General features: G+C 53.0%; 25 protein-coding genes. 10 read left to right on the top strand and 15 right to left on the bottom strand.

Going from position 1 to position 25,767, the window contains the following annotated elements:
• Positions 1–9: 9 nt before the first annotated feature.
• The 4 genes from trmD to ffh form a co-directional block, all read right to left on the bottom strand.
• Positions 10–765: a tRNA (guanosine(37)-N1)-methyltransferase TrmD gene (gene trmD, locus PS2015_RS06175; protein ID WP_058021398.1), complete on the bottom strand. Its 756-nt coding sequence runs from the start codon at positions 763–765 to the stop codon at positions 10–12.
• Between the two features lie 22 nt (positions 766–787).
• Positions 788–1,315: a ribosome maturation factor RimM gene (gene rimM, locus PS2015_RS06170; protein WP_058021397.1), complete on the bottom strand. Its 528-nt coding sequence runs from the start codon at positions 1,313–1,315 to the stop codon at positions 788–790.
• 25 nt (positions 1,316–1,340) lie between these two features.
• On the bottom strand, positions 1,341–1,601 hold the full coding sequence (gene rpsP, locus PS2015_RS06165) for a 30S ribosomal protein S16 (RefSeq protein WP_058021396.1): 261 nt from the start codon (positions 1,599–1,601) through the stop codon (positions 1,341–1,343).
• Between the two features lie 144 nt (positions 1,602–1,745).
• Positions 1,746–3,128 (bottom strand): signal recognition particle protein, encoded by a 1,383-nt coding sequence (gene ffh, locus PS2015_RS06160; protein WP_058021395.1) that lies wholly within the window; start codon positions 3,126–3,128, stop codon positions 1,746–1,748.
• 188 nt (positions 3,129–3,316) lie between these two features.
• Between ffh and PS2015_RS06155 the strand changes: the two genes are divergently transcribed.
• Both PS2015_RS06155 and PS2015_RS06150 read left to right on the top strand, forming a co-directional pair.
• Entirely contained in the window at positions 3,317–4,123 is an 807-nt protein-coding gene (locus PS2015_RS06155; protein WP_058021394.1) for a cytochrome C assembly family protein, read from the top strand.
• Positions 4,124–4,130: 7 nt separating this feature from the next.
• On the top strand, positions 4,131–5,420 hold the full coding sequence (locus tag PS2015_RS06150; protein ID WP_058021393.1) for an HlyC/CorC family transporter: 1,290 nt from the start codon (positions 4,131–4,133) through the stop codon (positions 5,418–5,420).
• Between the two features lie 5 nt (positions 5,421–5,425).
• Here PS2015_RS06150 and PS2015_RS06145 read toward each other — a convergent pair whose 3' ends face one another.
• Genes PS2015_RS06145 through pspF form a run of 3 tightly spaced genes read right to left on the bottom strand, consistent with a single transcriptional unit; the run spans position 5,426 to position 8,386 of the window.
• A complete protein-coding gene (locus tag PS2015_RS06145) occupies positions 5,426–6,202 on the bottom strand; it encodes a 4'-phosphopantetheinyl transferase family protein (protein WP_058021392.1) in 777 nt (258 codons plus the stop codon).
• On the bottom strand, positions 6,199–7,332 hold the full coding sequence (locus PS2015_RS06140) for a histidine kinase N-terminal 7TM domain-containing protein (protein ID WP_058021391.1): 1,134 nt from the start codon (positions 7,330–7,332) through the stop codon (positions 6,199–6,201). The genes PS2015_RS06145 and PS2015_RS06140 overlap by 4 nt, the downstream gene beginning before the upstream one ends.
• Before the next feature lie 10 nt (positions 7,333–7,342).
• A complete protein-coding gene (gene pspF / locus PS2015_RS06135; protein WP_058021390.1) occupies positions 7,343–8,386 on the bottom strand; it encodes a phage shock protein operon transcriptional activator in 1,044 nt (347 codons plus the stop codon).
• A gap of 219 nt (positions 8,387–8,605) precedes the next feature.
• On the opposite strand from pspF, the gene pspA reads away from it, so the two are divergent.
• From pspA to PS2015_RS06110, 5 genes are read left to right on the top strand one after another with little or no spacing between them, the layout of a single operon-like run.
• Positions 8,606–9,265 (top strand): phage shock protein PspA, encoded by a 660-nt coding sequence (pspA, locus tag PS2015_RS06130; RefSeq protein ID WP_058021389.1) that lies wholly within the window; start codon positions 8,606–8,608, stop codon positions 9,263–9,265.
• Positions 9,266–9,277: 12 nt separating this feature from the next.
• Positions 9,278–9,514, top strand: a complete 237-nt coding sequence (gene pspB / locus PS2015_RS06125) for an envelope stress response membrane protein PspB (protein ID WP_058021388.1) — start codon at positions 9,278–9,280, stop codon at positions 9,512–9,514.
• Positions 9,498–10,208: a PspC domain-containing protein gene (locus PS2015_RS06120; protein ID WP_058021387.1), complete on the top strand. Its 711-nt coding sequence runs from the start codon at positions 9,498–9,500 to the stop codon at positions 10,206–10,208. Before pspB ends, PS2015_RS06120 begins: the two co-directional genes overlap by 17 nt.
• Before the next feature lie 6 nt (positions 10,209–10,214).
• On the top strand, positions 10,215–10,589 hold the full coding sequence (locus tag PS2015_RS06115; protein WP_058021386.1) for a DUF3135 domain-containing protein: 375 nt from the start codon (positions 10,215–10,217) through the stop codon (positions 10,587–10,589).
• A gap of 37 nt (positions 10,590–10,626) precedes the next feature.
• On the top strand, positions 10,627–11,214 hold the full coding sequence (locus PS2015_RS06110; RefSeq protein WP_058021385.1) for an NUDIX hydrolase: 588 nt from the start codon (positions 10,627–10,629) through the stop codon (positions 11,212–11,214).
• A gap of 233 nt (positions 11,215–11,447) precedes the next feature.
• On the opposite strand, the gene PS2015_RS06105 is transcribed toward PS2015_RS06110, so the two are convergent.
• From PS2015_RS06105 to guaB, 5 genes are all read right to left on the bottom strand, one after another.
• Positions 11,448–11,759: a YqfO family protein gene (locus PS2015_RS06105; RefSeq protein ID WP_058023176.1), complete on the bottom strand. Its 312-nt coding sequence runs from the start codon at positions 11,757–11,759 to the stop codon at positions 11,448–11,450.
• A gap of 4 nt (positions 11,760–11,763) precedes the next feature.
• Positions 11,764–15,675, bottom strand: a complete 3,912-nt coding sequence (purL, locus tag PS2015_RS06100) for a phosphoribosylformylglycinamidine synthase (protein ID WP_058021384.1) — start codon at positions 15,673–15,675, stop codon at positions 11,764–11,766.
• 43 nt (positions 15,676–15,718) lie between these two features.
• Positions 15,719–16,177 (bottom strand): tRNA adenosine(34) deaminase TadA, encoded by a 459-nt coding sequence (tadA, locus tag PS2015_RS06095; RefSeq protein WP_237113396.1) that lies wholly within the window; start codon positions 16,175–16,177, stop codon positions 15,719–15,721.
• Positions 16,178–16,207: 30 nt separating this feature from the next.
• Positions 16,208–17,788 (bottom strand): glutamine-hydrolyzing GMP synthase, encoded by a 1,581-nt coding sequence (guaA, locus tag PS2015_RS06090; RefSeq protein ID WP_058021382.1) that lies wholly within the window; start codon positions 17,786–17,788, stop codon positions 16,208–16,210.
• Between the two features lie 91 nt (positions 17,789–17,879).
• Entirely contained in the window at positions 17,880–19,349 is a 1,470-nt protein-coding gene (guaB, locus tag PS2015_RS06085) for an IMP dehydrogenase (protein WP_058021381.1), read from the bottom strand.
• A 65-nt stretch (positions 19,350–19,414) separates the two neighbouring features.
• On the opposite strand from guaB, the gene xseA reads away from it, so the two are divergent.
• A complete protein-coding gene (gene xseA / locus PS2015_RS06080; protein ID WP_058021380.1) occupies positions 19,415–20,656 on the top strand; it encodes an exodeoxyribonuclease VII large subunit in 1,242 nt (413 codons plus the stop codon).
• A complete protein-coding gene (locus PS2015_RS06075) occupies positions 20,649–21,347 on the top strand; it encodes a DsbA family protein (RefSeq protein ID WP_058021379.1) in 699 nt (232 codons plus the stop codon). The genes xseA and PS2015_RS06075 overlap by 8 nt, the downstream gene beginning before the upstream one ends.
• Here PS2015_RS06075 and PS2015_RS06070 read toward each other — a convergent pair.
• A complete protein-coding gene (locus PS2015_RS06070) occupies positions 21,342–23,006 on the bottom strand; it encodes a methyl-accepting chemotaxis protein (RefSeq protein ID WP_058021378.1) in 1,665 nt (554 codons plus the stop codon). The genes PS2015_RS06075 and PS2015_RS06070 overlap by 6 nt on opposite strands.
• Positions 23,007–23,098: 92 nt before the next feature.
• Complete coding sequence (rodA, locus tag PS2015_RS06065; RefSeq protein ID WP_082627993.1) at positions 23,099–24,244, bottom strand: rod shape-determining protein RodA; 1,146 nt, start codon at positions 24,242–24,244, stop codon at positions 23,099–23,101.
• A 104-nt stretch (positions 24,245–24,348) separates the two neighbouring features.
• Between rodA and PS2015_RS06060 the strand changes: the two genes are divergently transcribed.
• Positions 24,349–24,789, top strand: coding sequence for a DoxX family protein (locus tag PS2015_RS06060; RefSeq protein ID WP_058021377.1), 441 nt, complete (start codon positions 24,349–24,351; stop codon positions 24,787–24,789).
• On the opposite strand, the gene PS2015_RS06055 is transcribed toward PS2015_RS06060, so the two are convergent.
• The gene (locus PS2015_RS06055) at positions 24,778–25,758 is read right to left on the bottom strand and encodes an MBL fold metallo-hydrolase (RefSeq protein ID WP_058021376.1); all 981 of its coding nucleotides are present in this window, start codon (positions 25,756–25,758) and stop codon (positions 24,778–24,780) included. The two genes, PS2015_RS06060 and PS2015_RS06055, sit on opposite strands and share 12 nt — an antisense overlap.
• Positions 25,759–25,767 lie beyond the last annotated feature (9 nt).

The raw sequence follows: 25,767 nt of genomic DNA, 5'->3' as shown, positions 1-25,767 counted from the left end.
TCTCGGCAGTCAGGCGCCATATTCACTGATAAATTCTCTCAATAATGTCTGCTGCTCATCAGACAATGTCTGCTGTTCAATCAAATCCGGCCGTTTAAGCCAGGTTTTACCGAGTTGCTGCTTTAACTGCCAGCGCCGGATCTGTTCATGGTTGCCACTGGTCAATACCTCGGGCACCGACATACCGGCAAACGTCTGTGGTCGCGTATAACGCGGGCAATCCAGCAATGACTGCCCTTCACCGACTGGTGCAAATGAATCCTGCCCTGCAGAATCTTCATTGCCCAAAGCCCCCGGCAAATACCTTATGACAGCATCCAGCATGACCATCGCCGGCAACTCACCGCCACTTAAAACGTAGTCGCCAACTGACCACTCTTCATCTATCTCTGTCTGCAGCACCCGCTCATCAATACCCTGATAGCGACCACAAACCAAAACCAGATTGGTACGCTCTGCCAGCTCGATAACACCGGACTGATCGAGACGACGCCCCTGTGGCGACAGGTAAATCACTGTCGGCATAGCAGACTGCGCCTCACGCGCCGCACCAATGGCCGCACACAGCGGCTCGGTCTTCATCAACATGCCGGCAGCCCCGCCAAAAGGCTTGTCATCGACCGTTCGGTGCCTGTCGGTGGTGAAATCACGTGGATTCCAGCACTTTAAATCCAGCAAACCATTACGACAGGCCCTGCCGGTGATGCCATGATCGCGAATTGCCGCGAACATTTCCGGGAACAAGCTGACAATACCGACCTGCATGCCTGACACTCGTCTGTATGGGTCAAATCAGGTAATCAACGTCCCAATCTACCTCGATAGTACCTGCTGTCAGATCAACCCCGGTGACAACACGCTCTGGCAGCCACGGGATCAATCGCTGATTCTTATCAACGCTACCCGTATCCGGGTCTACCACCATGACATCATTTGCACCGGTTTCCAGCATCTTGCTGATTCGGCCGAGCAACTCACCCTGCACCGTATATACCTTCAAGCCAACTAACTGGTGCCAGTAATAGTCGCTCTCACCCAGAACCGGCAACTCAGTCGAATCGACGTAGAGTTCCAGATTGGTCAACTCTCGCACCGCCTCAGGTGTATCGTAGGTCACAAAATGACCTATCAACCCCTTGCCATGCGGCTTTGCGGCGTCAAGCTCCAGCATCTGCTCGCGCCCCTGCAGCATCACCTGAAGATGCCGATAATCCAACAGATTCTCACGCGGCTCGGTAAAAGAAATCAATTTCACCCAGCCCTTGATGCCATAAGGAGCGCCAACGCGCCCCAGGCAGACTCGACTGTCAGACATATCCGGAGATGCCACCAACAGACAATCAGGCTTCGGTTGTCGCTGCCTTACTTGCCTGCTTGATCAGCTCGGCAACGCGCTCGCTTGGCTGTGCACCCTGACCTGCCCAGTAATTAACACGATCCAGATCGATGCGCAGACGCTCATCGTTACCGCGCGCAACCGGGTTAAAGAAACCCACACGCTCGATAAAACGGCCATCGCGAGAATTACGCGAATCGGTAACCGTGATGTGATAAAAAGGCTTTTTCTTGGCGCCGCCGCGTGCAAGACGAATAGTGACCATAAACTACATTCCTAGTGTTAGCTTCGTACGAAAACCGAGTATTCCAGGACGCAGTCCCGGAAAAAGTGCGGTATTCTAAGCGAAATGGACGCAAGAGGGAAGAAATCTTTAGGTTTTTTTCCTCTTGCGAGTCCTCAGCAAACCTTAGAATCTTGGCGGCCCACCTGCGCCAGGAAAACCACCCGGACCGCGCATACCACCCATACCACGCATCATATTGGCCAGCGCGCCGCCCTTCATTTTCTTCATCATTTTCTGCATCTGCTTGTGCTGTTTCAGCAAGCGGTTCAGATCCTGAATCTGGGTACCCGACCCCAGGCATATTCTGCGCTTGCGCGATCCGTTCAGGTTATCGGGATTGCGCCGCTCTTTCGGGGTCATGGAATTGATGATGGCTTCCATACGACGAAACTGGCTATCATCCACCTTGGCGGCCGCGCCGGGTGGCAACATGCCCATACCGGGCATCTTATCGAGAATACTGGCCATACCGCCCATATTCTGCATCTGCTGCAGTTGTTCGCGGAAATCTTCAAGGTCAAAAGCCTTGCCCTTCTGAAACTTGCCCGCCAGTCGCTCAGCCTTACTTCTGTCGACCTTCTTTTCAGCTTCTTCGATCAGGGACAGAATGTCCCCCATGCCAAGAATTCGGGACGCAATACGATCCGGGTAAAACGGCTCCAGCGCATCAATCTTTTCACCCATACCGATAAACTTGATCGGTTTACCGGTAATCTGCCTGACTGACAGTGCCGCACCGCCGCGCGCATCACCATCAGCCTTGGTCAGCACAACACCTGTCAGCGGCAGCGCATCGTTAAATGCACGCGCCGTATTGGCGGCGTCCTGACCTGTCATGGCGTCAACCACAAACAGGGTTTCAACAGGGTTCAGTGTTTTATGCAGATCGCTGATTTCCGCCATCATATCGGCGTCGATACTCAGACGACCCGCCGTATCCACCAGCAGGACATCAATAAAGGCTTTTTTGGCCTCTTTTACGGCGGCAAGGGCAATATCGCGTGGCTTCTGACTGATATCAGAGGGGAAAAACCGGACATCAACCTCTTTTGCAAGCGTTTCAAGCTGGGCAATTGCGGCCGGTCTGTAGACGTCGGCGCTGACTACCATGACAGACTTCTTTTGCGCGGTTTTCAGCAGGCGGGCCAGCTTGGCAACCGTGGTTGTTTTACCAGCACCCTGCAGACCGGCCATCAAAACAACTGCAGGCGGCTGAGCGTTCAGGTTGAGCTGCTCATTGGCGCTCCCCATGACCGCTTCAAGTTCAGCCTGAACAATCTTGATAAATGCCTGGCCGGGACTCAGGCTTTGTGAGACTTCAGTTCCGACAGCCCGCATTTTCACCCGGTCAATGAAGTCCTTGACTACCGGCAGCGCAACATCAGCTTCCAGCAAAGCACGACGAACCTCGCGCAGGGCTTCCTCTATATTGTTTTCTGTAAGAGTGGCCTTGCCGCTGATTTTTCGAAGTGCGCCGGAGAGCCGTTCGGTTAAGTTGTCAAACATAGACTATCGACCTCTGAAGGGGTACTGCCAAACAAAGGCTGCTATTATCCCCCCGATGCGCGCCACCTACAATAGCTGGCGGGGCGCCCATTATGGCAAAGGCAGAAAACACTTCAACGCATCAGGCAGTTGTGCGACACTTTGCAGTCTTCACGAATCACCATCGATAAAGGATATCGACCCCAGCTATGCCAATCACGACACTGTCAGGCATCGTGGCCATTTTTCTCTACCTGGTAAGCCTGAACCTGCATGGTCGCGCCATCAGGGATCGGTCTGCCCGCATCAAGGCCGGCCCGATTGTCACCATGACAGGCATCGGAGCAGCGCTGTTACATCTTCTGAGCGCCTGGACTCTGGTAGCACGGGATAGCAGCTATCACTTTGGCATTATCGAAATCAGCACCCTTATTCTGGCAGTGATTGCCCTGCTGGCAATTATCACCAATACACGAAAGTCGCTGGCCATCCTGGTGATGGGCGTCTTTCCGGTTGCGATAGTGACTCTACTGCTGTCCATGTTCATAAGCAGCAACTATCCGCCCCAACAGTTAAGCGGCGGACTTGCTGCGCATGTCATATTATCAATTCTTGCCTACAGCCTCTTTGCCCTTGCTTCGGTTCAGGCGGCCTTCCTGGCTTTTCAGAATTACCAGCTGCGTCACAAACACGCCAGCGCTGTCATACACCGTTTTCCTCCGCTGCAGGACATGGAGAAACTGCTTTTTGAACTACTGTGGGTCGCGCAGATTCTGCTGAGCGGCGCCATTCTGGCGGGCTTTGTATTCGTTGACGACCTGGCAACCCGGGGGCTGGCACACAAAATAGTGTTCTCCATCCTGGCGTGGGTAGTCTTTGCGATCCTGCTATGGGGCCGCCATCAACTCGGCTGGCGTGGCAATACAGCCATCCGCGGCACGCTGGGCGGTTTTCTGCTGTTGCTGCTGGGTTTTTACGGCTCAAAATTTGTCATCGAATATTTACTAGGAGGTTAACGTCCTGATGGACGCAGACTCGACGGTTCCCTTCCTTACCGGCTTACTGATTTTTCTTGTGTTTGCCTCCGCTTATTTTTCCAGCTCTGAAACCAGCATGATGTCGCTCAACCGCTACCGGCTGAAACATCTGGTCAGACAAAAGCACCACGGCGCCATGCGCGTCAGCCGACTGCTTGAGGCACCGGACAAACTGCTGGGTGTCATACTGATCGGCAATAACTTTGTTAATCTGCTGTCGGCATCCATTGCCACCTCTATTGCCATTCAGGTGTTTGGAAACCCGGAAACTGTCCTGACGACAGTGGTACTGACTCTGGTCATTCTCATTTTTGCTGAAATCACCCCCAAGACCATTGCGGCCTTGCATCCCGAACGTATCGCCTATCCGTCCAGCCTGCTCCTGGTGGTTCTTCTTAAAGTACTCTATCCACTGGTATGGATGGCTAACCGTGTCTCACACCTGCTGATTCGCGCTTTTGGCATCAACTCCGTGGCGGGCAATGACCATCAGCTAAGCCCGGAAGAGCTGCGCACGGTTGTTCATGAATCCGCGCAGATGATTCCGGCTCAGGGTCAGGGCATGTTGCTGAATGTACTGGATCTGGAGAAAGTGACGGTGAACGACATTCTGGTACCCAGAAGCGAGATAACCGGTATCGATCTGGAAGATGACGTCAATGATATTCTGACTCAAATAGGCAATACGCAACACACTCGCCTGCCTGTTTACAAGAAAGACATCGACCACGTCGTTGGAGTCTTGCATATGCGCAGCGTGGGCAAGCTCGTGCAAAGCAGCGATATAAACCGAGAAGATATTACCCGCGAGCTGGATCCACCTTACTTTATTCCTGAAAGCACGCCGCTTCACACACAATTGTTTAATTTTCAAAGCAATCGCAAGCGTCTGGCCTTTGTGGTCGATGAGTATGGCGACATAAAGGGCATTATTACGCTGGAAGATATTCTGGAAGAAATTGTCGGCGAATTCACAACTGATATCGCGGACAGCAGTCTGGATGTGCATCCTCAAGCCGACGGCACCTACCTTATTGACGGCACAGCAACGCTGCGCGAAATCAACCGTGCGCTGGACTGGGAGCTGGATTCAGATACTGCAAAAACCCTGAATGGCTTGATAGTGGAGAATCTTGAGTCCATTCCGGACTCCCCTGTTGGGTTGCAGATGGGTGAGTATTTCGCAGAAATCGTCCAGGTGAAGGACAATCTGATCAAAACCGCGCGAATGTGGCGACAGCCTGCTGCCGAACCTGACCATGAAAGCGATGGATAGAGCAATCAATCACTGAGTTTTGCAGTATAGAACATATCGACTTCGCGGCAATCAATGCGGTCTGGCCATCTGAACCACCTGACTGTCAAATCTGAATGCAGACTTGTGTCATCAGTGGGGCTCATTGCCAGCGCCACATGATAATCTCCCGACATTGCTGCGCAAACCTCCCAGCGTGGTCCGCCCTGTTCTGAAATCCGTCCGTGTGACTGCCGAAAATCTAAATGGCCGGTAGCCTCGTCAATGATGAACTCGTAGTCCCTTAGTGCTTTTGCGAGCCCCAGCCCGCTCGCCTTAACCACGGCTTCTTTCATGGTCCACAAGGTCAGAAATCGCTGTTGGCGAGCAGGCACGGGCAAGCTCATCAGTAACTTGTGCTCCGCTTCAGAAAAAAATCGGCCAGACAAGCCATCAACGTCAACCTCGCGCTCACAATGTTCAATGTCAACGCCAATGCTGACATTCTCAGCGAATGCCAGAGCAATCATGGATCCGGCGTGCGACAGATTGAAACTGATGTTCAGATTCGGATTACCGACGATGGGCTTTCCATTTGCTGAACGACTGAAAATCCACTGAGTCGGCTGGATATCAGGGTAATGATGACTCAGCAACTCTCGCAACACGATTCTGGTCAGCAAAAATACGCGCTGCCCCTTAGGAAGGCGATGACTCTGGCAACGTGTTAACTCCTCGCTACTCAAAACAGATTCGGCATGCTCTGCCAGCACTGTGGTTGCAATAGACGGATCGGGCACCAGCCACAAATGCACGCCTTTCACTTATTATCAATCTCAGGCAGATCCAGCTGAAGCTCCGAACGTTGCCATTTGTCACGCAGCAGTTCCCCACCGGCCAGCCTGTCAATTTCATCAAGCGCTTTCTGTATGAGAGTCACATCATTCAGCAGCACCAGGTATCCCAGTTTTTCTCTGCGCGGTCCGATTACCGGCATACTGCTGATGTCAAACAGACAGCCATCGCGCCTTGAAATCAAACGCCCCTGCCATCTACTTGCTTCCCTGGCCAGATCCTGCCCATCAAAACGTTCCTTGAACACATCCAGCAGAGGCAGGCCAATCAATTGACCGGCGCTCTCACCGGTGATATCCACAAAAGCGGGATTGACGTCGCTGATTTTGTCATCACTGGTCGCGATTACAACTGCAATATTGACGTTTTCGAACACCAGGTCCCGGGCAATTGGTGCCAGTGTCAGAAAATGATATTGCTGAGTAGCCAGAGTGACCAGGACTGCACTGATCACAAAAAACAACGAGGTCGGATCAAATCCGCCGGCCACATTCACGCCGGCAACATACAGCATATTCGGAATCACCGGCATTAGCGCCGCCAATCCCACCAGAACGGATTGTACCCGATAGATACGCGGCCGGCGCAAACTGGTGTAAAGCAACAATGCAGAACCAACCAGCGTATACAGATAACTACAGGCAATAATCTGCAGCCAAAAGCCCACGCCATAATCAAGATCCAGCACGTAATAGCCATCACGCATTATCAGCTCAGCACGCGTATACAACAGTGAGTGCATATCCAGGGTCGTTGTCATGACCAGCGAACTGAGCGGCACAACCATGATCAGCGCCATAACCGGACGACTGAGCCAACGATCATATCCCGCGTAATGAACCGCAAACAGTAACCAGGCAGTAACGGCACAGATCACTCCCAGGTAAACCAGACGCTGAAAACCTAACTGCCAGGCCAGCGTAGTACCGGAATTAGCCACCAACTCGCCCAGTGTCCAGACAGCAAAACTGAACATAACCGCCAACCACAGGCGGCCACCGTAGTTTTTGGAATGACTGACAGAAAAAACAGTCAGTGAAGCAGCGGTCAGAAACGCAACCAGATACAGATAATTGATAGCAGGAAACTGAAATTCCATAACGATTTCCTTACGGGAGCAGGTCGTATTTACGCAAATATCCGCGCAATTGATGATAACTCAGACTCAGGAGTTCAGCCGTTTTGCGCTGATTGAACTGGCAGTGTTCCATGGCCTTTTTAAGCATGTCGATTTCATAGTCCTGCATATGCTGTCGAAAATCCAGCTGCTCACCAGTCCATGATGAAACATTCTCTTTTTCAGCAGTTGTCGATACAGCCGCTTGCTCGTCCCGCCTTTCAACAGATTGATCGCGAACGGGAGACAGCGACGGCCGAAATGGTGACTCAAACGGGTTAAAGACCAGGGATGTCACAGTCTTTTCCGGATGCTGATAAACGGCACGTTCAATCACATTCTTGAGCTCACGTATATTGCCCGGCCAGCTGTATTCGATAAGCTGTTGTTGCACTGAATCGGAAAAACCAGCGAAGTACTCCAGCTCCAGCTCTTTCACCATCGCGACCGCAAAGTGCTCGGCCAGCACCAGGATATCTTCGGAACGTGCCCTCAAGGGCGGCAAGGTGATCACATCAAAGGACAGGCGGTCGATCAGGTCTTCCCTGAACCTGCCAGTTCGGCCCAGTGCAGGCAGGTCCTCATTGGTGGCCGCCACGATCCGGACATCAACCTGCAAGGTCTGATTGCCGCCTAATCGCTCGAACTCACCATATTCAATAACCCGCAGAATCTTCTCTTGCACCATCATGGAGGTATTGGCCAGCTCATCCAGAAACAATGTACCACCGTCAGCGCGCTCGAAATAACCCTTGCGTTGCCCGGATGCACCAGTAAACGCGCCACTCTCATGCCCAAACAATTGCGCTTCCAACAAGGATTCCGAAAGGGCTGCACAATTAATCTTGAGAAAGTTGTTCTGCCAGCGACGGGACAGATAATGCAGACGTGCCGCAATCAATTCCTTGCCGGTGCCTCGCTCACCCACAATCAATACCGGCTTACTCAGCGGCGCCACCCGTGAAACATGCTCCTGCATCTCCAGGAAACAGGCCGATTCACCTATCATTCTGGGTAAGGTAATGTCATCAGACATTGAAACTCTCCTGTCTCTTTTTATAACCGGCTAATATGTTGCGAAAAATACCATTTGTTGACTGGCGGCACCAACTAAAACATCAGGCACCACCATGACAATTTAGAATAAAAATATTATATTTCAATATCTTATATTGTTTTTTTATTTTTGGCACAAAACCTGCTGCACTCTACGTGGCACAGAGTCCATATCAACCAATATCTGAGGTAAAGAATTATGGGTATCTTCTCAAGACTGAGCGACATCATTAACTCCAATATCAGCGCCATTCTGGACAAAGCTGAGAATCCGGAAAAAATGATTCGCATGATGATCCAGGAGATGGAAGAGACCTTGGTGGAGGTCCGCAGCAACACCGCCAAAGTGATCGCGGAGAAAAAAACCGTAAACCGTCGCATTGAACAACTACGTCGACAGGGAGCCGACTGGGAGGCCAAAGCAGAACTGGCGCTCAACAAAGAGCGGGAAGATCTGGCGCGTGCGGCTCTGGTGGAAAAGTCTGCTGTCCAGCGAACCATCAGCATGCTGGAAGACGAGTTGGGCAAGCTGGATGACACGCTGGACAAACTCAGTTCAGAAATTGAACAACTGCAGGCAAAATTGACCGATGCACGGGCTCGCCAGAAAACCTTACTGATGCGGACTTCCGCTGCCCAGTCTCGTCTTGACGTCAATCAGAAGCTGCACAATGTCAGTATTGACAGTGCCATGAACAAGTTTGAGTATTACGAGCGAAAGATTGATCAGATGGAAGGTCAGGTAGACAGCCTGAACATCAAACAGCGCGGACTGGCAGATGAGTTTGAAGAGCTGGCCAATCAGGAGCAGATCGATCAGGAACTGGAAAGCATCAAAGCCAAACTCAACAAGCAATAAAAGGACCCGGTCATGGAATTCTTCGAATTTGTCATTGCGCTGGTAGCCGTAGGCGGTACGTTCGTGACGATCTGGGTCGTACTACTGTACCAGCGCAAGGAGAAAAAGATCCCGGCAGAGGCGCAGGCTCACTCGCTGAGCGAGCTGAGCCAGATGGCCGACAGCATGAATCAGCGAATCGACACTCTGGAGTCGATTCTTGATGCCGAAGTACCAGGCTGGAGGGAGCAACATGAGCAATCCAAATGAGCGACCAAAGCTCCGCCTTGACCGGCAGAATCGAAAACTGTTGGGCGTTTGCGGCGGTTTCGCCAACTATCTGGACGTGCCTGCTGCTCTGGTCAGGGTTATATACTGCATAGCATGCCTGGTCTCTCCGGTTCTGCTGATTGTGTACTTTGTGCTGTATTGGCTGCTGGAAGACGAAGATCGTCCGGCGCGCATCAAAGATGCAATCAATGGTAAACGCAGGGAAGACACTGCACAGGCGTCGCCATTTGCCTCAGAGGAAACAGACAATGTCGCCTCTGCAAATCAGACCAGGGAGCCAGGTCGATTTGATATCCGGCGCCCGCTGCATCGCAGCCGCCGCAATGTCAGAGTAGCTGGTGTCTGCGCCGGCGTAGCCAACTACCTGGGGGTCAGCACATTTCTGGTACGTCTGATTACCCTGCTGTCATTGTTTATTCTGGGCGGTATTACTATCTGGGGTTATGTAATACTGTGGATAGTGCTTGACAAGGAACCGAAAGTCAGTAAAAAAGGTAGTCAGGCTGCCGCAGGACCATCTGGTGCTCACGATACCTTTGCAGAAGCAAGCGTTGAGCAAAATATCGAAGACTGCGCGCAAAAGTTGCGAACCACGGCCACCCGACTGCAGGAAGTCGAGGCATTTATCACTTCCAAGCAGTTCAGGTTGCATTGTGAAATCAACAGGATCTGAGTGCTTATGGCAAAACAGTTGCCGGACTTCGACACCTTGCTGGCCATGCACCGCGAGGACCCGGCTGCCCTGGACAAACTTCGCGAGGAATTGACTGGCGAGATTGTCGAGGCGGCTCCGTCAGAGACCAAACGGCGACTTGCCGGCCTGCAGTTCAGAATCAATATGGAACTGCAAAGGGCCGGCAACCCCACCGCAGCCTTCCTCAAATTATCCGGCATGATGCAGGAATCTTTTTCCGAGCTGAACTTCTGTCTCAACAATCCCGTTGATGCCGTTAAAGCCCGCCATCAGGCAAGACAGAATACCCCCAAAGCTGATATCCTCAGGTTCGTTCCGCGTAATAAAAACACCAGTAATAATACGCCGACCCAACACTGATTATCCCTACTCAGCAACGATTCAAAGCCAATCATTAATGAAATTCTGTCCACAATGTGCCGAACCGATCACACACCATATTCCGCCTGGTGACGACAAACTGCGCTATTGCTGCCTGAGCTGCGATCAGGTCTATTATCAGAACCCTAACAATATCGTTGGCACCCTGCCCTGCTGGCAAGACAAGGTGCTGCTATGCCGACGGGCGATCGAGCCGCGTAAAGGACTCTGGACACTGCCGGCCGGCTTTCTTGAAAATGGTGAAACAACTCTGGAAGGGGCCGTTCGCGAAACACGTGAGGAAGCGGGTGCTGAGCTGAGCATGGACGAAAACAGCCTCTACGCGCTTTACAACCTGCCCAACATCAATCAGGTGTACCTGTTTTTCCGGGCGGAACTGGCAAATCTTGATTTCAGCGCGGGTATAGAGAGCCTGGAGGTTCAGCTATTTGCGGAAGACGAAATCCCCTGGGACGAGATCGCCTTTGCAGTTGTACGTAAAACCCTGGAACTTTATTTCGAAGACAGACGCGCTCGTCAATTCCCGGTACGTATGTATGATGTGCGCTACTCGGCAGACCGGCGGGCTGATATCCGGCTGATCTGTCAAGGCAGGCAGGGATAAACGGAAAATGGCCGGTGCATCCTTGCCTGGCCGATTGCATCCTGCATGCATCCTGCGTCCGTATCCCTGTGGCCGACGTGACATACTCACGTCCGGAAATCCTTTAGCTCCCTGCATGTTCCCTTGATAGTAGTCTTAACGCTACTGGGGCCATGATACGCCACACTTTTTAACATTTGCAACAATTTGTAACTTATTCAGGACGAGCTGAAACAATCTGGCGTTGAATGTATTCAGTAATTCAGCGTAGCCATCACATCATAGGCAGGCTCTTCATAAGGATGTGCTTTTTTCAGAGCCTGGACTACATCCTTGATACATGCCTCATCACACACCAGCTCCACCCGAAATTCGGTCACCGATTCCAGAACGCCCACCTTGCCTGTAAACGGGTCAGCACCATCCAGTGGACGAAACTGTCCCTGGCCAACACACTGCCAGCAACAGCTGTCGTAATCTCCGATCCTGCCGCCTCCGGCAGCAAACACCGCTGTTTTCACGTCTTCCAGATGCGACTCGGGCACATAGAACGTCAGTTTGAACATCGTTTTATCCCAGCCAGACTCTTGCATTGCGGAACATGCGCATAGTTGGCGCATCTTCCTTCCACGCCGCATCACGCCAGGAGTTCTGCACAGCCCGGAACACCCGTTCCGGATGCGGCATCATGATCGTCACCCGTCCGTCACGACTGCATACCCCGGCCACCCCGGCAGGCGATCCATTGGGATTCTGCGGGTATGACTCTGTTATGACACCATAGTTATCAACGTACTGAGCAGCAATACCGGATGCCGCCTTGAGGCTTGAAAGACCTTCAGAATTCATAAAACTGGCACGCCCTTCGCCATGAGCCACAGCAACCGGAATGACTGAACCGCGCATCCCGGCGAAAAAAGCCGACGGTGATTCGGGAATTTTTAAAAGACTGACCCGAGCCTCAAACTGCTCGGAACGGTTGCGTTCAAAACGCGGCCAATTCTCTGCGCCAGGAATCAGTTCATGGAGCAGCGAAACCATCTGACACCCATTACATACACCCAGTGTGAGAGTTGATTCACGACGGAAGAAGGCTTCGAACTGCGCTCTCAATGCCTCATTGAAGAGAATGGACTTGGCCCAACCCCCTCCGGCACCCAACACGTCTCCATAGGAAAATCCACCACAGGCCGCCAGCACATCAAAGCGCTCCAGATTGACACGCCCTGATATCAAGTCACTCATATGCACATCGCTTGCGCGAAATCCGGCCCGATCAAACGCAGCCGCCATTTCCACCTGACCGTTGACGCCCTGCTCGCGCAGGATCGCCACGGCCGGTTTGACACCCGTATTGATAAATGGCGCTGCGACATCTTCCGCCACATCAAAACTCAGGTGACTGGACAGGCCCGGGTCCTGTGTGTCCTTGATACGATCATATTCCTGGCGGGCGCAGTCGGGGTTATCACGCAGAGATTGTAGCTCGTAACTGGTGCGTGCCCAGGTCAGCTGGGATGCTGTACGGCTGATATCTATCAGTAATCGGCCACCATTCAGAAAGCGCATCTGATCTCCGGACACCGGCCGACCTATCACGCTCGCGCAATCAGACAATGCATAGTCTTCAATAAGGCTCAGGACCTTGTTAAGGCTGGCACCGGCCACCTGCAATACAGCGCCGGGCTCTTCGTTAAACAGCACATCCACAACGCCGACGTCAGACTGCATCAACTCCGCGAGCTGGATGTCCAGACCACAATGCCCGGCAAACGCCATCTCCATCAGAGTCACCGCCAGGCCACCATCGGAACGATCATGATAGGCCAGCAGCAGATCTTCTGAGTTCAGGAGTTGAATAAGCGCAAAAAAGTTTTTCAGGTCCTCGGCATTATCCAGATCGGCGGGGGTATCACCCAGTTCGCGGTACACTTGCGCCAGTGCAGAGCCACCCATGCGGTTTTTGCCCCGCCCCAGATCCAGCAGAATCAATTGGCTGTCTGTGACATCCATGCGCAGTTGCGGTGTCACTGTTCGACGCACATCAAGCACCGGTGCAAATGCAGAAATGATCAATGACAAAGGCGCTGTGTTGCTTTTTGCGCCATCATCATCATTCCAGACCGTACGCATCGACATGGAATCTTTGCCGACCGGAATACAAATACCCAGCGCCGGACACAGCTCCATGCCAACAGCTTTGACAGTCTCATACAGGCGCGCATCTTCACCGGGATGGCCCGCCGCCACCATCCAGTTAGCGGACAATTTAATTTCGCGAATATCCGCTATACGGGCGCTGGCGATATTGGTGATAGCCTCGGCGACTGCCATGCGGCCGGAAGCCGGAGCATCGAGCAGTGCAACCGGCGTACGCTCCCCCATGGACATGGCCTCACCCGCATAAGTATCGAATGACGCGGTGGTAACAGCTGCATTAGCCACAGGTATCTGCCAGGGGCCAACCATCTGATCACGACTGACCATACCGGTAATAGAGCGATCACCAATGGTAATAAGGAAACTCTTGCTGCCAACCGCAGGCAGACTGAGCACTCGCTCAAAGGCCTCGGTCAGCTCTATCTGCGAGGTATCGAGGCTCACTGCATTAACGCCTGCGCTGCTCACATCGCGGTGCATACGTGGCGGTTTACCAAACAGCACCGACATGGGCAGATCTATCGGCAAATTATCAAAATGGCTGTCGGCCAACTGAATATGATGTTCTTCAGTCGCTTCACCAACAACGGCAAACGGGCAGCGCTCACGTTTGCAAATCGCCTCGAACACGTCCAGATTCTCCGGCATGACAGCCAGCACATAACGCTCTTGCGCTTCATTACACCAGATTTCCAGTGGCGACATGCCAGGTTCTGCATTGGGTACATCACGCAGAGAGAATCGACCGCCCCGCTCCCCGTCTTTCACCAGCTCCGGTAATGCGTTGGACAGACCGCCGGCACCAACATCATGGATAAAGGCAATCGGATTTTGATCACCCATCTGCCAGCAACGGTCAATGACTTCCTGGCATCGACGCTCTATCTCCGGGTTTTCCCGCTGCACAGACGCAAAGTCCAGATCAGCACTGCCTGATCCGGCTGTCATGGATGATGCCGCGCCGCCTCCCAGGCCAATCAGCATGGCCGGGCCGCCAAGCACAATCAGTCTGGCTCCCGGAGCAAAAGACTGCTTCTGCACATGGTTCTCGCGTATATTGCCAATACCGCCTGCAATCATGATGGGCTTGTGATAACCACGCACCTCGTAACCACCCACTGAGGGAACAGATTCCTCATAGGTTCTGAAGTAGCCGCACAGATTGGGTCGGCCGAACTCATTGTTAAAGGCTGCCGCACCGATCGGCCCTTCCAGCATGATATCCAGCGCTGACACGATATGTGCCGGGCGGCCAAAATCCTCTTCCCATGGCTGAGGTAATTCCGGCAAACGGAGGTTAGAAACGCTGAAACCACACAGGCCGGCTTTTGGTTTCGCCCCTGTGCCGGTCGCCCCTTCATCTCTGATTTCACCGCCACTGCCGGTAGCCGCCCCGGGAAACGGTGCAATAGCCGTTGGGTGATTATGTGTTTCCACCTTCATTAGAATATGTATGGGCTCTTTTGAGTATGCATATTCATGATTATGTGGCTGCGGAAAAAAGCGACCCGCAACACTACCTGTCATGACTGCCGCATTATCTTTGTACGCGGAAAGCACATTGTCGGGAGATTTTTTGTGTGTGTTGCGGATCATAGCAAACAGTGACAAGTCCTGATCAATGCCGTCAAGCGTCCAACTGGCGTTGAAAATTTTATGACGACAGTGCTCCGAGTTTGCCTGCGCAAACATCATCAGCTCTACATCATTCGGGTTACGTCCAAGCCCGGTGAACGCATCCAGCAGATAATCGATTTCATCATCTGCCAGTGCCAGACCCAGACTCCGGTTTGCACTTTCCAGCGCCGGGCGACCGGCACCCAGCACATCAACCTGGGTCATAGCCGCTGGTTCAGCATGGGAGAATAACTGAGCCGCCTCCTCCACATCATTCAGCACGGCCTGTGTCATCTTGTCGTGCAAATGCGCGTCCAGCCTCTGCAGGTCCTTATCACTCAAGGGACTGCTGAACTGTACCTGCCATTCAATACCACGCTCCAGACGTTGCACCGCGCTCAAACCGCAGTTGTGAACAATATCGGTAGCCTTGCTTGACCATGGTGAAATAGTGCCCGGGCGGGGCACGATCAGGCGATACAGGCCCTGCGCTTCACCCTGCTCCTCAATGCCAGCGTCGTCGCCATACGCCAGCAACTGTTCAAGTACTGTCTGCTGCTCAGTATTCAGGGGAGCCTGACAATCGGCTATGTGGACGAAGCGCGACTGCAGAGCTGTTACCGCAGGGACATCCTGCTGAATCACTCTGAGAAGTTTACGGATGCGAAAATCTGAATGCGCGGCGCTGCCGGGGAGAACTAGCATAGTCTGTGTAAGCCCTGTTCTGTTAAATTAAAAAACATCTGCGTCATGGTCTGGTGACTGTCTGCCTGCCCTGTAGCCGTCGTTGTGCAAAGAAATCACGCATCATTTGTCCACACGGCCCGGCCAAAATACCTGACGAAATCTGCGGCTGATGATTGAAGCGACCGCTCTGCGCCAATTGCTGGCCACTGACAACTGCGCCATATTTGGGTTCAGTAGCACCAAACACAAGGCGTTGAACCCGCGCATGCACAATGGCACCGTAGCACATGGTGCAGGGTTCAATGGTGACATAGAGCGTCGTGCCGGGCAGTCGGTAATTACCCAGATGCTGACCGGCATCACGCAAGGCCTGAATTTCGGCATGCGCCGTCACATCGTGCGCTCTGACCGGCTGGTTGAAACCCTGCCCAATGACCTGCCCGTCTTTCACCAGCACTGCACCGACGGGCACTTCGCCCAGCTCAGCGGCGCGAGCCGCAAGCGCCAGTGCTTGCTGCATAAAAAAATCGTCCTGCTCCTGACCGCTCATTTATTCCCATTCAATTGTGGCTGGCGGTTTGGAAGAAATATCATAAGTCACCCTGGAAACATCGGTAATCTCATTGATAATACGATTTGATACAGTTTCGAGCAGCTCATAAGGCAGCCGAGCCCAGCGGGCAGTCATAAAATCGATGGTTTCCACGGCCCGAACTGCAATCACCCAGGAGTAACGTCGACCATCGCCCACAACACCGACTGAGCGAACCGGCAGAAACACAGCAAACGCCTGACTCACCTTATGGTAGTAATCAGCCTTATGCAGTTCTTCTATGAATATGGCATCGGCGCGGCGCAGAACTTCGCAGTATTCTTTTTTAACTTCACCCAGAATACGAACCCCGAGACCCGGTCCGGGAAATGGATGTCGATAAACCATATCGTAAGGCAGCCCCAACTCGACACCAATTCGTCGCACTTCATCTTTGAAAAGCTCACGCAGGGGCTCAACCAGTTTCAGTGTCATGTGCTCCGGCAGACCACCAACGTTATGATGCGACTTGATAACGTGTGCCTTGCCAGTGCGGGATCCGGCTGACTCAATGACATCCGGATAAATCGTTCCCTGGGCAAGCCATTTCACGTTAGGAATTTTAGCTGCCTCAGTGTCAAACACTTCAATAAATGTATTGCCAATAATCTTGCGCTTTTGCTCAGGATCTTCGACACCTGCCAAACGGCTGAGGAACAGCTCTTCAGCATCCACGCGGATAACCTTCACCCCCATGTTGCGGGCAAAAGTCGCCATGACTTGATCACCTTCGTTCAAACGCAGCAATCCATTGTCCACAAACACACAAGTCAACTGCTTGCCGATCGCTCGATGTAATAATGCTGCGACCACCGAAGAATCAACTCCCCCTGACAGTCCCAACAAAACATGATCATCACCTACCTGTTCACGTACAGTATTGATGGCATCCTCAATGATATTGGCAGATGTCCACAACGCTTCGCAGCCACAAATATCTCTGACAAAGCGTTCCAATATGCGCTGCCCCTGCAGGGTGTGAGTAACTTCCGGGTGAAACTGCACTCCGTAGAAACGACGCTGCTCATCAGCCATGGCCGCTATCGGCGCACTATCGGTTTCCGCACTGATCACAAACCCGGGTGGCACTCTGACTACTTTGTCACCGTGGCTCATCCAGACGTCCAGCTGTGCGACTCCTTCTGAGTTGACATGATCTTCTATGCCAGCAAACAGAGCGCCTGGCGCGCACAGATTTACTTTGGCATAGCCAAATTCGGATTTATCGGAGGCTTCAACCTTACCGCCCAACTGTTCCGCCATAGTCTGCATGCCATAGCAGATTCCCAGCAATGGTACATCCAATTCAAACAGGTAGGCCGCTGCCTGTGGTGAGTCCGCCAGAGTTGCCGTTTCGGGACCTCCGGAAAACACAATGCCATCCGCCGCAAAATCCCGCACTTCCTGCTCAGTGCACTGGTAGTCCCAGATCTCACAATACACACCCAGTTCCCTGATACGGCGAGCAATCAACTGGGTGTATTGAGATCCAAAATCAAGAATCAGGATTTTCTGGCTGTGGATATTGGTCTGGGTCATTGTTCAGGGCTTCCGTGGTAATAAAAACACCGCTATCAGATTGCTTACTGACAGCGGTGTATTCAAGACATGCTAAAAAATAAGATCTGCATCAGCTGACGCGGTAATTAGGCGCTTCTTTGGTTATGCTGACATCATGGACATGACTTTCCTGCATTCCGGAGGCGGTAATTTTCACAAACTCCGGTTTGGTTCGCATGGTGTCGATATCTTCGCAACCCGTGTACCCCATGCTTGAGCGAAGACCGCCCATCAGCTGATGCACAATTCCGGACATCGGGCCCTTGTAAGGCACGCGGCCTTCAATACCTTCCGGAACCAGTTTCTCTACACCGGAGGCGGCATCCTGGAAATACCGGTCACTGGACCCCTGGCTCTGCGACATGGCGCCCAGGGAACCCATACCGCGATACGCCTTGTAGCTTCTGCCCTGATAGAGTTCCACTTCGCCCGGCGCCTCTTCAGTACCGGCCAGCAAGCTGCCAATCATGACGACATGAGCGCCTGCAGCGACAACCTTCGCAATATCACCGGAAAACCGGATACCACCATCGGATATAACACAAACGTCAGTATCCTTCAGCGCATCAATCACGTTGGAAACAGCTGAGATCTGGGGTACGCCGACACCAGTTACAATCCTTGTGGTGCAGATTGAGCCAGGGCCGATTCCCACTTTTACAGCATCCGCACCGGCCGCAGCCAAATCCCGCGCTGCCTGAGCTGTTGCAATATTGCCGCCTATCACACCGACTTCCGGATACAGCCCCTTGATACGGCGAACCATGTCGATCACGCCTTTCGAGTGACCGTGCGCGGTATCGACAACAATCACATCAACTCCCGCTTCAACCAGAGCATGAACCCGATCTTCTGTGTCAGCACTGGTACCAACGGCAGCCGCTACGCGCAACCGACCCTGTTGATCCTTGGAGGCATTGGGAAAATCTTCTGATTTGCGAATATCCTTGAGTGTTATCAGACCGCGCAGTTCAAATTCATCATTAACGACCAGAATCTTCTCGATACGATGCTGATGCAGCAGCTCTTTGATGTGCTCATGACTGGCATCTTCTTTCACAGTTACCAGGCTTTGCTTGGGCGTCATGATGGTGTCAACACGCGCCTCAAGATTCGCCTCAAATCGGACATCACGGCTGGTGACAATGCCAACCAGCTGACGACCTGTCACCACCGGCATACCGGAGATGTCGTTCTCCCGCATCAACGCGATCAAGTCGCTGATTGAGGCGTCAGGTGTAATGGTAATCGGATCTTTGACAACGCCACTTTCAAACTTTTTGACCTGTTTGACTTCACGGGCCTGCTGCTCAATAGTCATATTTTTGTGTATGACGCCAATACCCCCTTCCTGCGCCATGGCAATGGCCAGGCGCGCCTCGGTCACAGTATCCATGGCGGCGGACATCAGGGGTATATTCAGAGCGATGTCCCGGGTCAATCGAGTCCTCAGACTGACTGTCTTGGGCAACACAGAGGAGTGGGCGGGCAGAAGCAGAACATCGTCAAATGTCAGCGCTTCTTCAGCAATGCGTAACATAAGTTTTCACCTATCCACAAAAACGCGATTATACAGATCTGGGATGCTGAGGTAAACTGCGGTCCATGATAAAACCGTCAGCAACACCGTCTCCGGAACAAAGCGTCCTTAGCGTCAGCACTCTCAACCGGCTGGCCCGCAGCCTGCTTGAAGACTGTTTTCCAGCCGTCACAGTCGAAGGTGAAATATCCAACCTGGCCATGCCAGGATCCGGTCACTGGTACCTGACCCTGAAAGATGAGCAGGCGCAGATCCGTTGCGCCATGTTCCGCAACCGCAATGCGACAGTCCGCCTGCGACCAACTAACGGTATGCAGGTCCTGGTGAAAGGAAAATTAAGTCTGTATGAGGGCCGCGGCGACTATCAACTGATTCTGGAGTCCATGCAGGATGCCGGCGCCGGAGCACTGCAACGCGCCTTTGAGGCACTCAAGCAAAAACTGGCTGACGAAGGTTTGTTTGACCCACAAGGCAAACAGGCACTGCCGCGAAAAACCCGACATATTGCCGTGATCACCTCACCTGCTGGCGCAGTGCTGCATGACATCATCAGCGTATTGAGTCGTCGCGACCCTACCTTGAAAGTCACTGTGATCCCGGTTCCGGTGCAGGGTGCAGATTCCCCGGATGCCATCACAAAAGCTTTGCAATCGGCTAATGCTCTCAGAGATCGACTGGCCATTGATGTCGTGCTGCTCGCAAGAGGCGGTGGTTCGCTCGAAGATCTGCAGGCGTTTAACAGCGAGACTGTGGCGCGCGCCATCGCCATAAGCAGCTTACCGGTTGTCAGCGCAGTCGGTCATGAAACAGATGTCAGCATTGCCGATTTTGTTGCAGATGTACGCGCACCCACTCCCTCGGCTGCCGCTGAGTTACTGAGCGCCGATCAATCAATCCTGTTGCGCCAGCTTGAACAATTCAGCCAGCGTCTGCTGCGTCAGATGACAGCCTTGCTCAACCAGCGCCAGCAGCAGCTGGATTGGCTTCGACGTCGGCTCCAGCATCCTGGTCGACGTCTGCAGGACCAGTCACAACAACTTGGGCAGCTGGAACAACGACTGATCAGAGCGGTTCGCAGGATGATTGAGCAAAGGCAACTGAAACTGCAGATGTTGGCCCGAAACCTTGATAACATCAGCCCTCTGCAGACATTGCAGCGGGGTTACAGCATTACCCGCAATGAGCCGAATGGCGTTCTGACTTCCGTCACACAGGCCAGTGAGGGCGACACAATATTGACACGATTGTCTGACGGAGAAATCGTCAGCACAGTTACCCAGGTGATTCGTGGAGGAACACATGAATAAACGCGAACAGCAACGATTGATTCGTGAACAGAAACAACAGGCCGCGGAGCGCAAGCAGAAGTTACAGAAAAACCTCACCCGCGCTGCGCTGGTCATCCTGGTTCCGCTGGTGCTTATCGGTGTGCTTTATGGATTCCTCGGGCAGGGTGAAGTGTATGCGCCCGATCAGGTCGGCGCTGCAGACCATGTAAAAGGCAACCCTGACGCACCAATAACGATGGTTGTCTATGCAGACTTTCAGTGTCCGGCCTGCGCGACCGAACACCGCGTCATGGCGCAAGCCTGGCCACGCATTGCTGAGCGCGTACAGCTTGTGTTCCGACATTACCCGCTGACAAGTACCCACCAGCACGCCTGGTCAGCGGCGCTGTATGCTGAAGCCGCTGGCGCGCAGGGAAAATTCTGGGAGATGTATGACCTGCTGTTTCTGAACCAGGCCTATTGGTCAACGCTGATCGATGTAGAAAGTGAATTCGATGGTTACCTTGAGCAACTGGATCTGGACGTCGAACAGGCTCATCAGGACATGGCATCCGATGTATTGGCGCAAAAGGTGAGAAACGATCAGCGCGGCGGAACCCGCGCAGGTGTGCGATCCACACCCGCTCTGTTTGTTAATGGTCGCCAGAACCCCGTACCGCAAAACCCCATCGACATGATTGCTCTGGTCAACCGTCACAGCGAATCATAAGCCCAGACGGGCCGCCGGCAGGCCGAGAAACAGGCCGCCCCAATAATTTCCGTTAATATGAATTGGCACGGAGAGGTTAAACATAACCTCTCCGGTATCACGCAAATAACTCTGCAACCTGAAACGCCCCATGTAAGGGATATCACGGTTCTGGAAGAAACGCATATGACGACTTCTGGCCAGATCAATTTCGGGATCACCCGTCGGTTCCTGTGATAACTCGCTACGATGAATGGCCACATATCCTTTGTTGTCCAAAGGCAAACAGTAGAGCGCGCCGTCATCTTCTGCTGCCCACTGATCGATAAACTGCTGGCAGGCTTGTTGAAAGGCTCTGGCATAGGAGACGTCGAATTTTACCGGGTTAGTGCCAGGAATCGCCTGATGATTCCGGTCAAACATATCCACACCATCTGCAAGCAGACGAGCAAGCTCAGGTTCTATCTGGTCGCGCCGGTGCTCCAGTCTCTCCAGTACCTCCTCAAGCTCTCCCCGTCCAATCCGGAATTGGCAAAGCTTATGCAGGGCCTTGTCGGTGGAATCGAGCAGCTCCTGGGTCTGCTCGTTGTTCTTTTCCATATCCTGACGAATCCGCACGCCCAGTTCACGAATTTCATGACTGCGGGAACGAATATCCTGGTTACTGACTGACAGTTGCTCTGCCGCCGAGCTGACCTGCAGCAGATCTGTATGAGTAGACTGAAAGCCGGTAACCATGTGTTCGAACTCTGAGGCTGATTTATCGATGGAGCTGCGAGCGAAATCCGTTTCAGTGATCATTTTTTCTGTCCCGCTTGATGTTTCAGAAACGACGTTTATCATCTCTTCCAGCAGCGAGCCAATTTCGTCCGCCGAGCCGCGCACCTTGACCGCCAGATCCCGCACTTCATCCGCCACCACGGCAAAACCGCGTCCTTGTTCGCCTGCCCGGGCAGCCTCAATCGCCGCGTTCAGTGCCAACATATTGGTCTGTGCGGCAAAGCCCTGCACTGTGCCCAAAATTGCCCTGATACTTTCAGAGGTTTTCTCCAACTGCGACACAGTACCGTGAAACTGTTGCATCATGGTGCCAATCTCGCGTATCTGGCTGTTGGCCGTAACCAGATCCTGTACTGCATCCTGAGCGGTCGACAAGTGCCGGGAATTGAGATCGGCAATATTACTGGTCCAGCGTGAAAGCTGTTCAATAGCCGTCGCTGTCTCCTCACTGGCGTTGTAAATAACCTCGGAGTAGTCTTCCTGCTTGCCAGCGTCACGACTGGCCTCTTCAGCGACTTTACGTCCCTGGGCTGACGTCAACGTCACACGGATACTGTGGCTCCGAAGATCCTCCAGTGCCACCCGCAATCGATCCATGAATTGATTAAACAGCCGGGCAGTCTCAATCTGCTGACTATCGCCGCTCTCTGCCATACGGGACGACAGATCTCCCTGCGCTTCATTGACAGTTCGCAGCACCTGCAACAGCTCGGCGCTGGCACCACGCTGATTGCTGCGCAGCCAGATCAGGACTGTGCAGGCCAGCGTACCCGCCAGAAATGCCAGTGCAACCAGCAAATTGACACCACTGAGTGCGATCCAGGACTGGCCGGCGAGGCCGAGTTGCGCAAGAAATAACAGAGTTACAGGGAGGTCTGGAGCAGAGACTCTGGAGAACATAGCTGAGGCACCCGATCACTATAGTTATTGTTTGTCCAACAACTATAACGGCCGCTCGGCAAAAAAACTTGAATCAATGCTGACTAGCCTGATCAGGGAGGCAGCAGTCGACGATGTGTGTGAATTGACATTAATATGCCAAAACCAGCCAGTAGCGTTACGGCAGAGGTACCACCATAACTGACCAGCGGCAGCGGTACACCAACCACTGGCAACAGGCCGGAGACCATGCCCATATTAACAATCACGTAGATACAGAAGGTCAAGGACAGACTGATGCCAAGCAATCTGGAGAAGGTCTCGCGAGCCTGCCAGCTGATTATCATGCCTCGGGCAATAATGAACATATAAAGTGCCAGCAGGATCACAATACCGATAAAACCGAACTCCTCACCAATCACAGCAAGGATGAAGTCTGTGGAAGACTCGGGAAGAAAATCCAGTCTTGATTGCGTGCCGTTCAGCCAGCCTTTACCAAACAGGCCGCCAGAGCCAATTGCAATCTTGGATTGAATAATATTCCAGCCAGCGCCCAGTGGATCCGCCTCTGGATTAAACAAGGTATCAACCCGCCGACGCTGATAGGGCTCCAGCACAAACAGATACATTAATGGCGCGGCTATCACTGCAGAAATGCCAGCAAAGGAGACAATTCGCCATGAAATGCCAGCAAAAAACAACACAATAATACCGGCCATGCCCACCAGGATTGAAGTACCAAGATCCGGCTGATTGGCAATCAGAAAACTGGGAACAGCAATAATCACAAGCGCTACGGCGATGTCCAGCAGCGATGGTGGCAGACTGCGTTTACTGAAATACCAGGCAACTGTGATCGGCAATGACAGCTTCATAATTTCAGATGGCTGAAACAGCCCCAGACCGGGTATCCGCAGCCAGCGCTGAGCTCCATTGGAGACCGAACCAAAAAACAGCACCAGTACCAGAAGCAGCAAACCCACCACAAACAGAGGAATTGCCCAATACCTGAATGTTCTGGGCGGCAACTGGGCAAACACCAGCAGTACCGCAAATCCCACTCCCAGCCGTATCGCCTGCCGCACCACCGTAGGCCCATGTTCACCACTGGCGCTGTACAACACAAACATGCCCAGACAACTCAACAACAACAATGCGGCCAGCAGTGGCAAATCCAGATGCAGACGCCAGGCAAGTGTACGCTCCTGTGGACTCAGGTCGAAGCGCGGAGCGTATAATCGTCGCAATAGTTCTGCCATGAATGTTTTTCCGGACTCCAGGAAGTAGCGACAAAAGGGTAGCCCAAGGTCGTTTTTAAGTCTATTCTCAATGCATATTCACAAACAATAAAGAGGGGACACTCATGTCAGTTATCCGTTCGCTGGGCAAATTGGTTAACGCCATCGGCGAAAATACCCAGACACTGTCATGGACCATTATGCGCGTATTGGGCAGTGCCATGTTCATGACCCACGGTTGGCCAAAAATCTTTGGTGAGCGGGCTCAGCCGCTGACCGGCGGAATGGATTTTTTTGGCATTGATGTCGGGCTCAATATGCTCTGGGTTGCAGGTGTTATAGAATTGTTTGGCGGTGCTTTGCTGGTGCTGGGGCTGTTCACCCGCTACGCCGCTGCACTGGCCGCCATACTGATGGTCATGGCATACCTGACTGCGCACCCTGCCTGGTTCCCGACCTTGAACAATGGTGAGCTGGCGGCTATGTACTTTGTAATGTACTTCGTACTGTTTTCCTTTGGCCCCGGCAAACTGAGCATCGATGCCCTGCTGATGTCACGTCGGTGACGACTTGAACAACCAGTCGACAAGTCCCTGAGCATTGAGGTCCATATCTCCCGCCAGGGCCTGTCGAATGAGAGCCGGCGGTTGTGGGCAGCGCCGTGCCGCCAGTTCATCCAGACTGTTCTGCATGAGCTTGGCGGATAACACCGGGTGCAGTTCGTCGGCTGACCAGTCTGAGCGGGACTTGCCTGCCACAACCTGGCGCGCCAGATTGACGTAACGATCGATCTGTTCGTGTAACTGCTGAGCCAGCGACTGAGGTTGTTCGTGCATGCCAAAATGTGTGAGAAAGACTCGCTCCACCGGTAACGTCAACAGGCGATCCAGGGAGGCATGCCATGCCTGCGGGTCAAACTGAACAGGTGTTGTCGGCGGAAATATAAAAGGCTGTCGACCCGTGTTCAGCTCTGGGTAACTGACTCCAAAGGTATCTCCGGTAAACAAGCCATTGCTTTCAGCATCCCAGACCACGTAATGATGCCGGGCATGCCCCGGCGTATCGAGTATCTGCAATCGGCGGGTGCCGACACAGAATTCATCGCCCTCGACCACACTGATAACACGATCAGCATCAGCCGCCACCAGCTCACCAAAAGCCGCCTTATAACGCTTCTCGCCATACACGGCCAGCGATCCCGCCTGCAACTTCGCGGGTTCAATCATGTGTCGGGCGCCGCGCTCATGGACAAGCATGTCGGCATTGGGGAATTCCGCAAGCAAAGCCCCGGCACCGCCGGCATGATCAAGATGGACGTGGGTAGGCATAACCCAGCGAACCTGATCTGGAGTAAGACCATGATCGGCAATGGTCTGAAGTATTCTTGGCACACTATTGCGCGGCCCGGTATCGATCAGGGCGACTTCATCTCCTGAACGCAGCAGATAACAGGCCGCCAGACCGTCACGAAACAACCCGGTATCAATGCAGGTAATGCCAAATCCGCAATCCTGCCAAACCGTTGCTGTTTTCATAACCAAACC

This window comes from Pseudohongiella spirulinae (assembly GCF_001444425.1).
GTDB lineage: Bacteria > Pseudomonadota > Gammaproteobacteria > Pseudomonadales > Pseudohongiellaceae > Pseudohongiella > Pseudohongiella spirulinae.
This window is presented reverse-complemented; position numbering and strand designations above follow the sequence as displayed.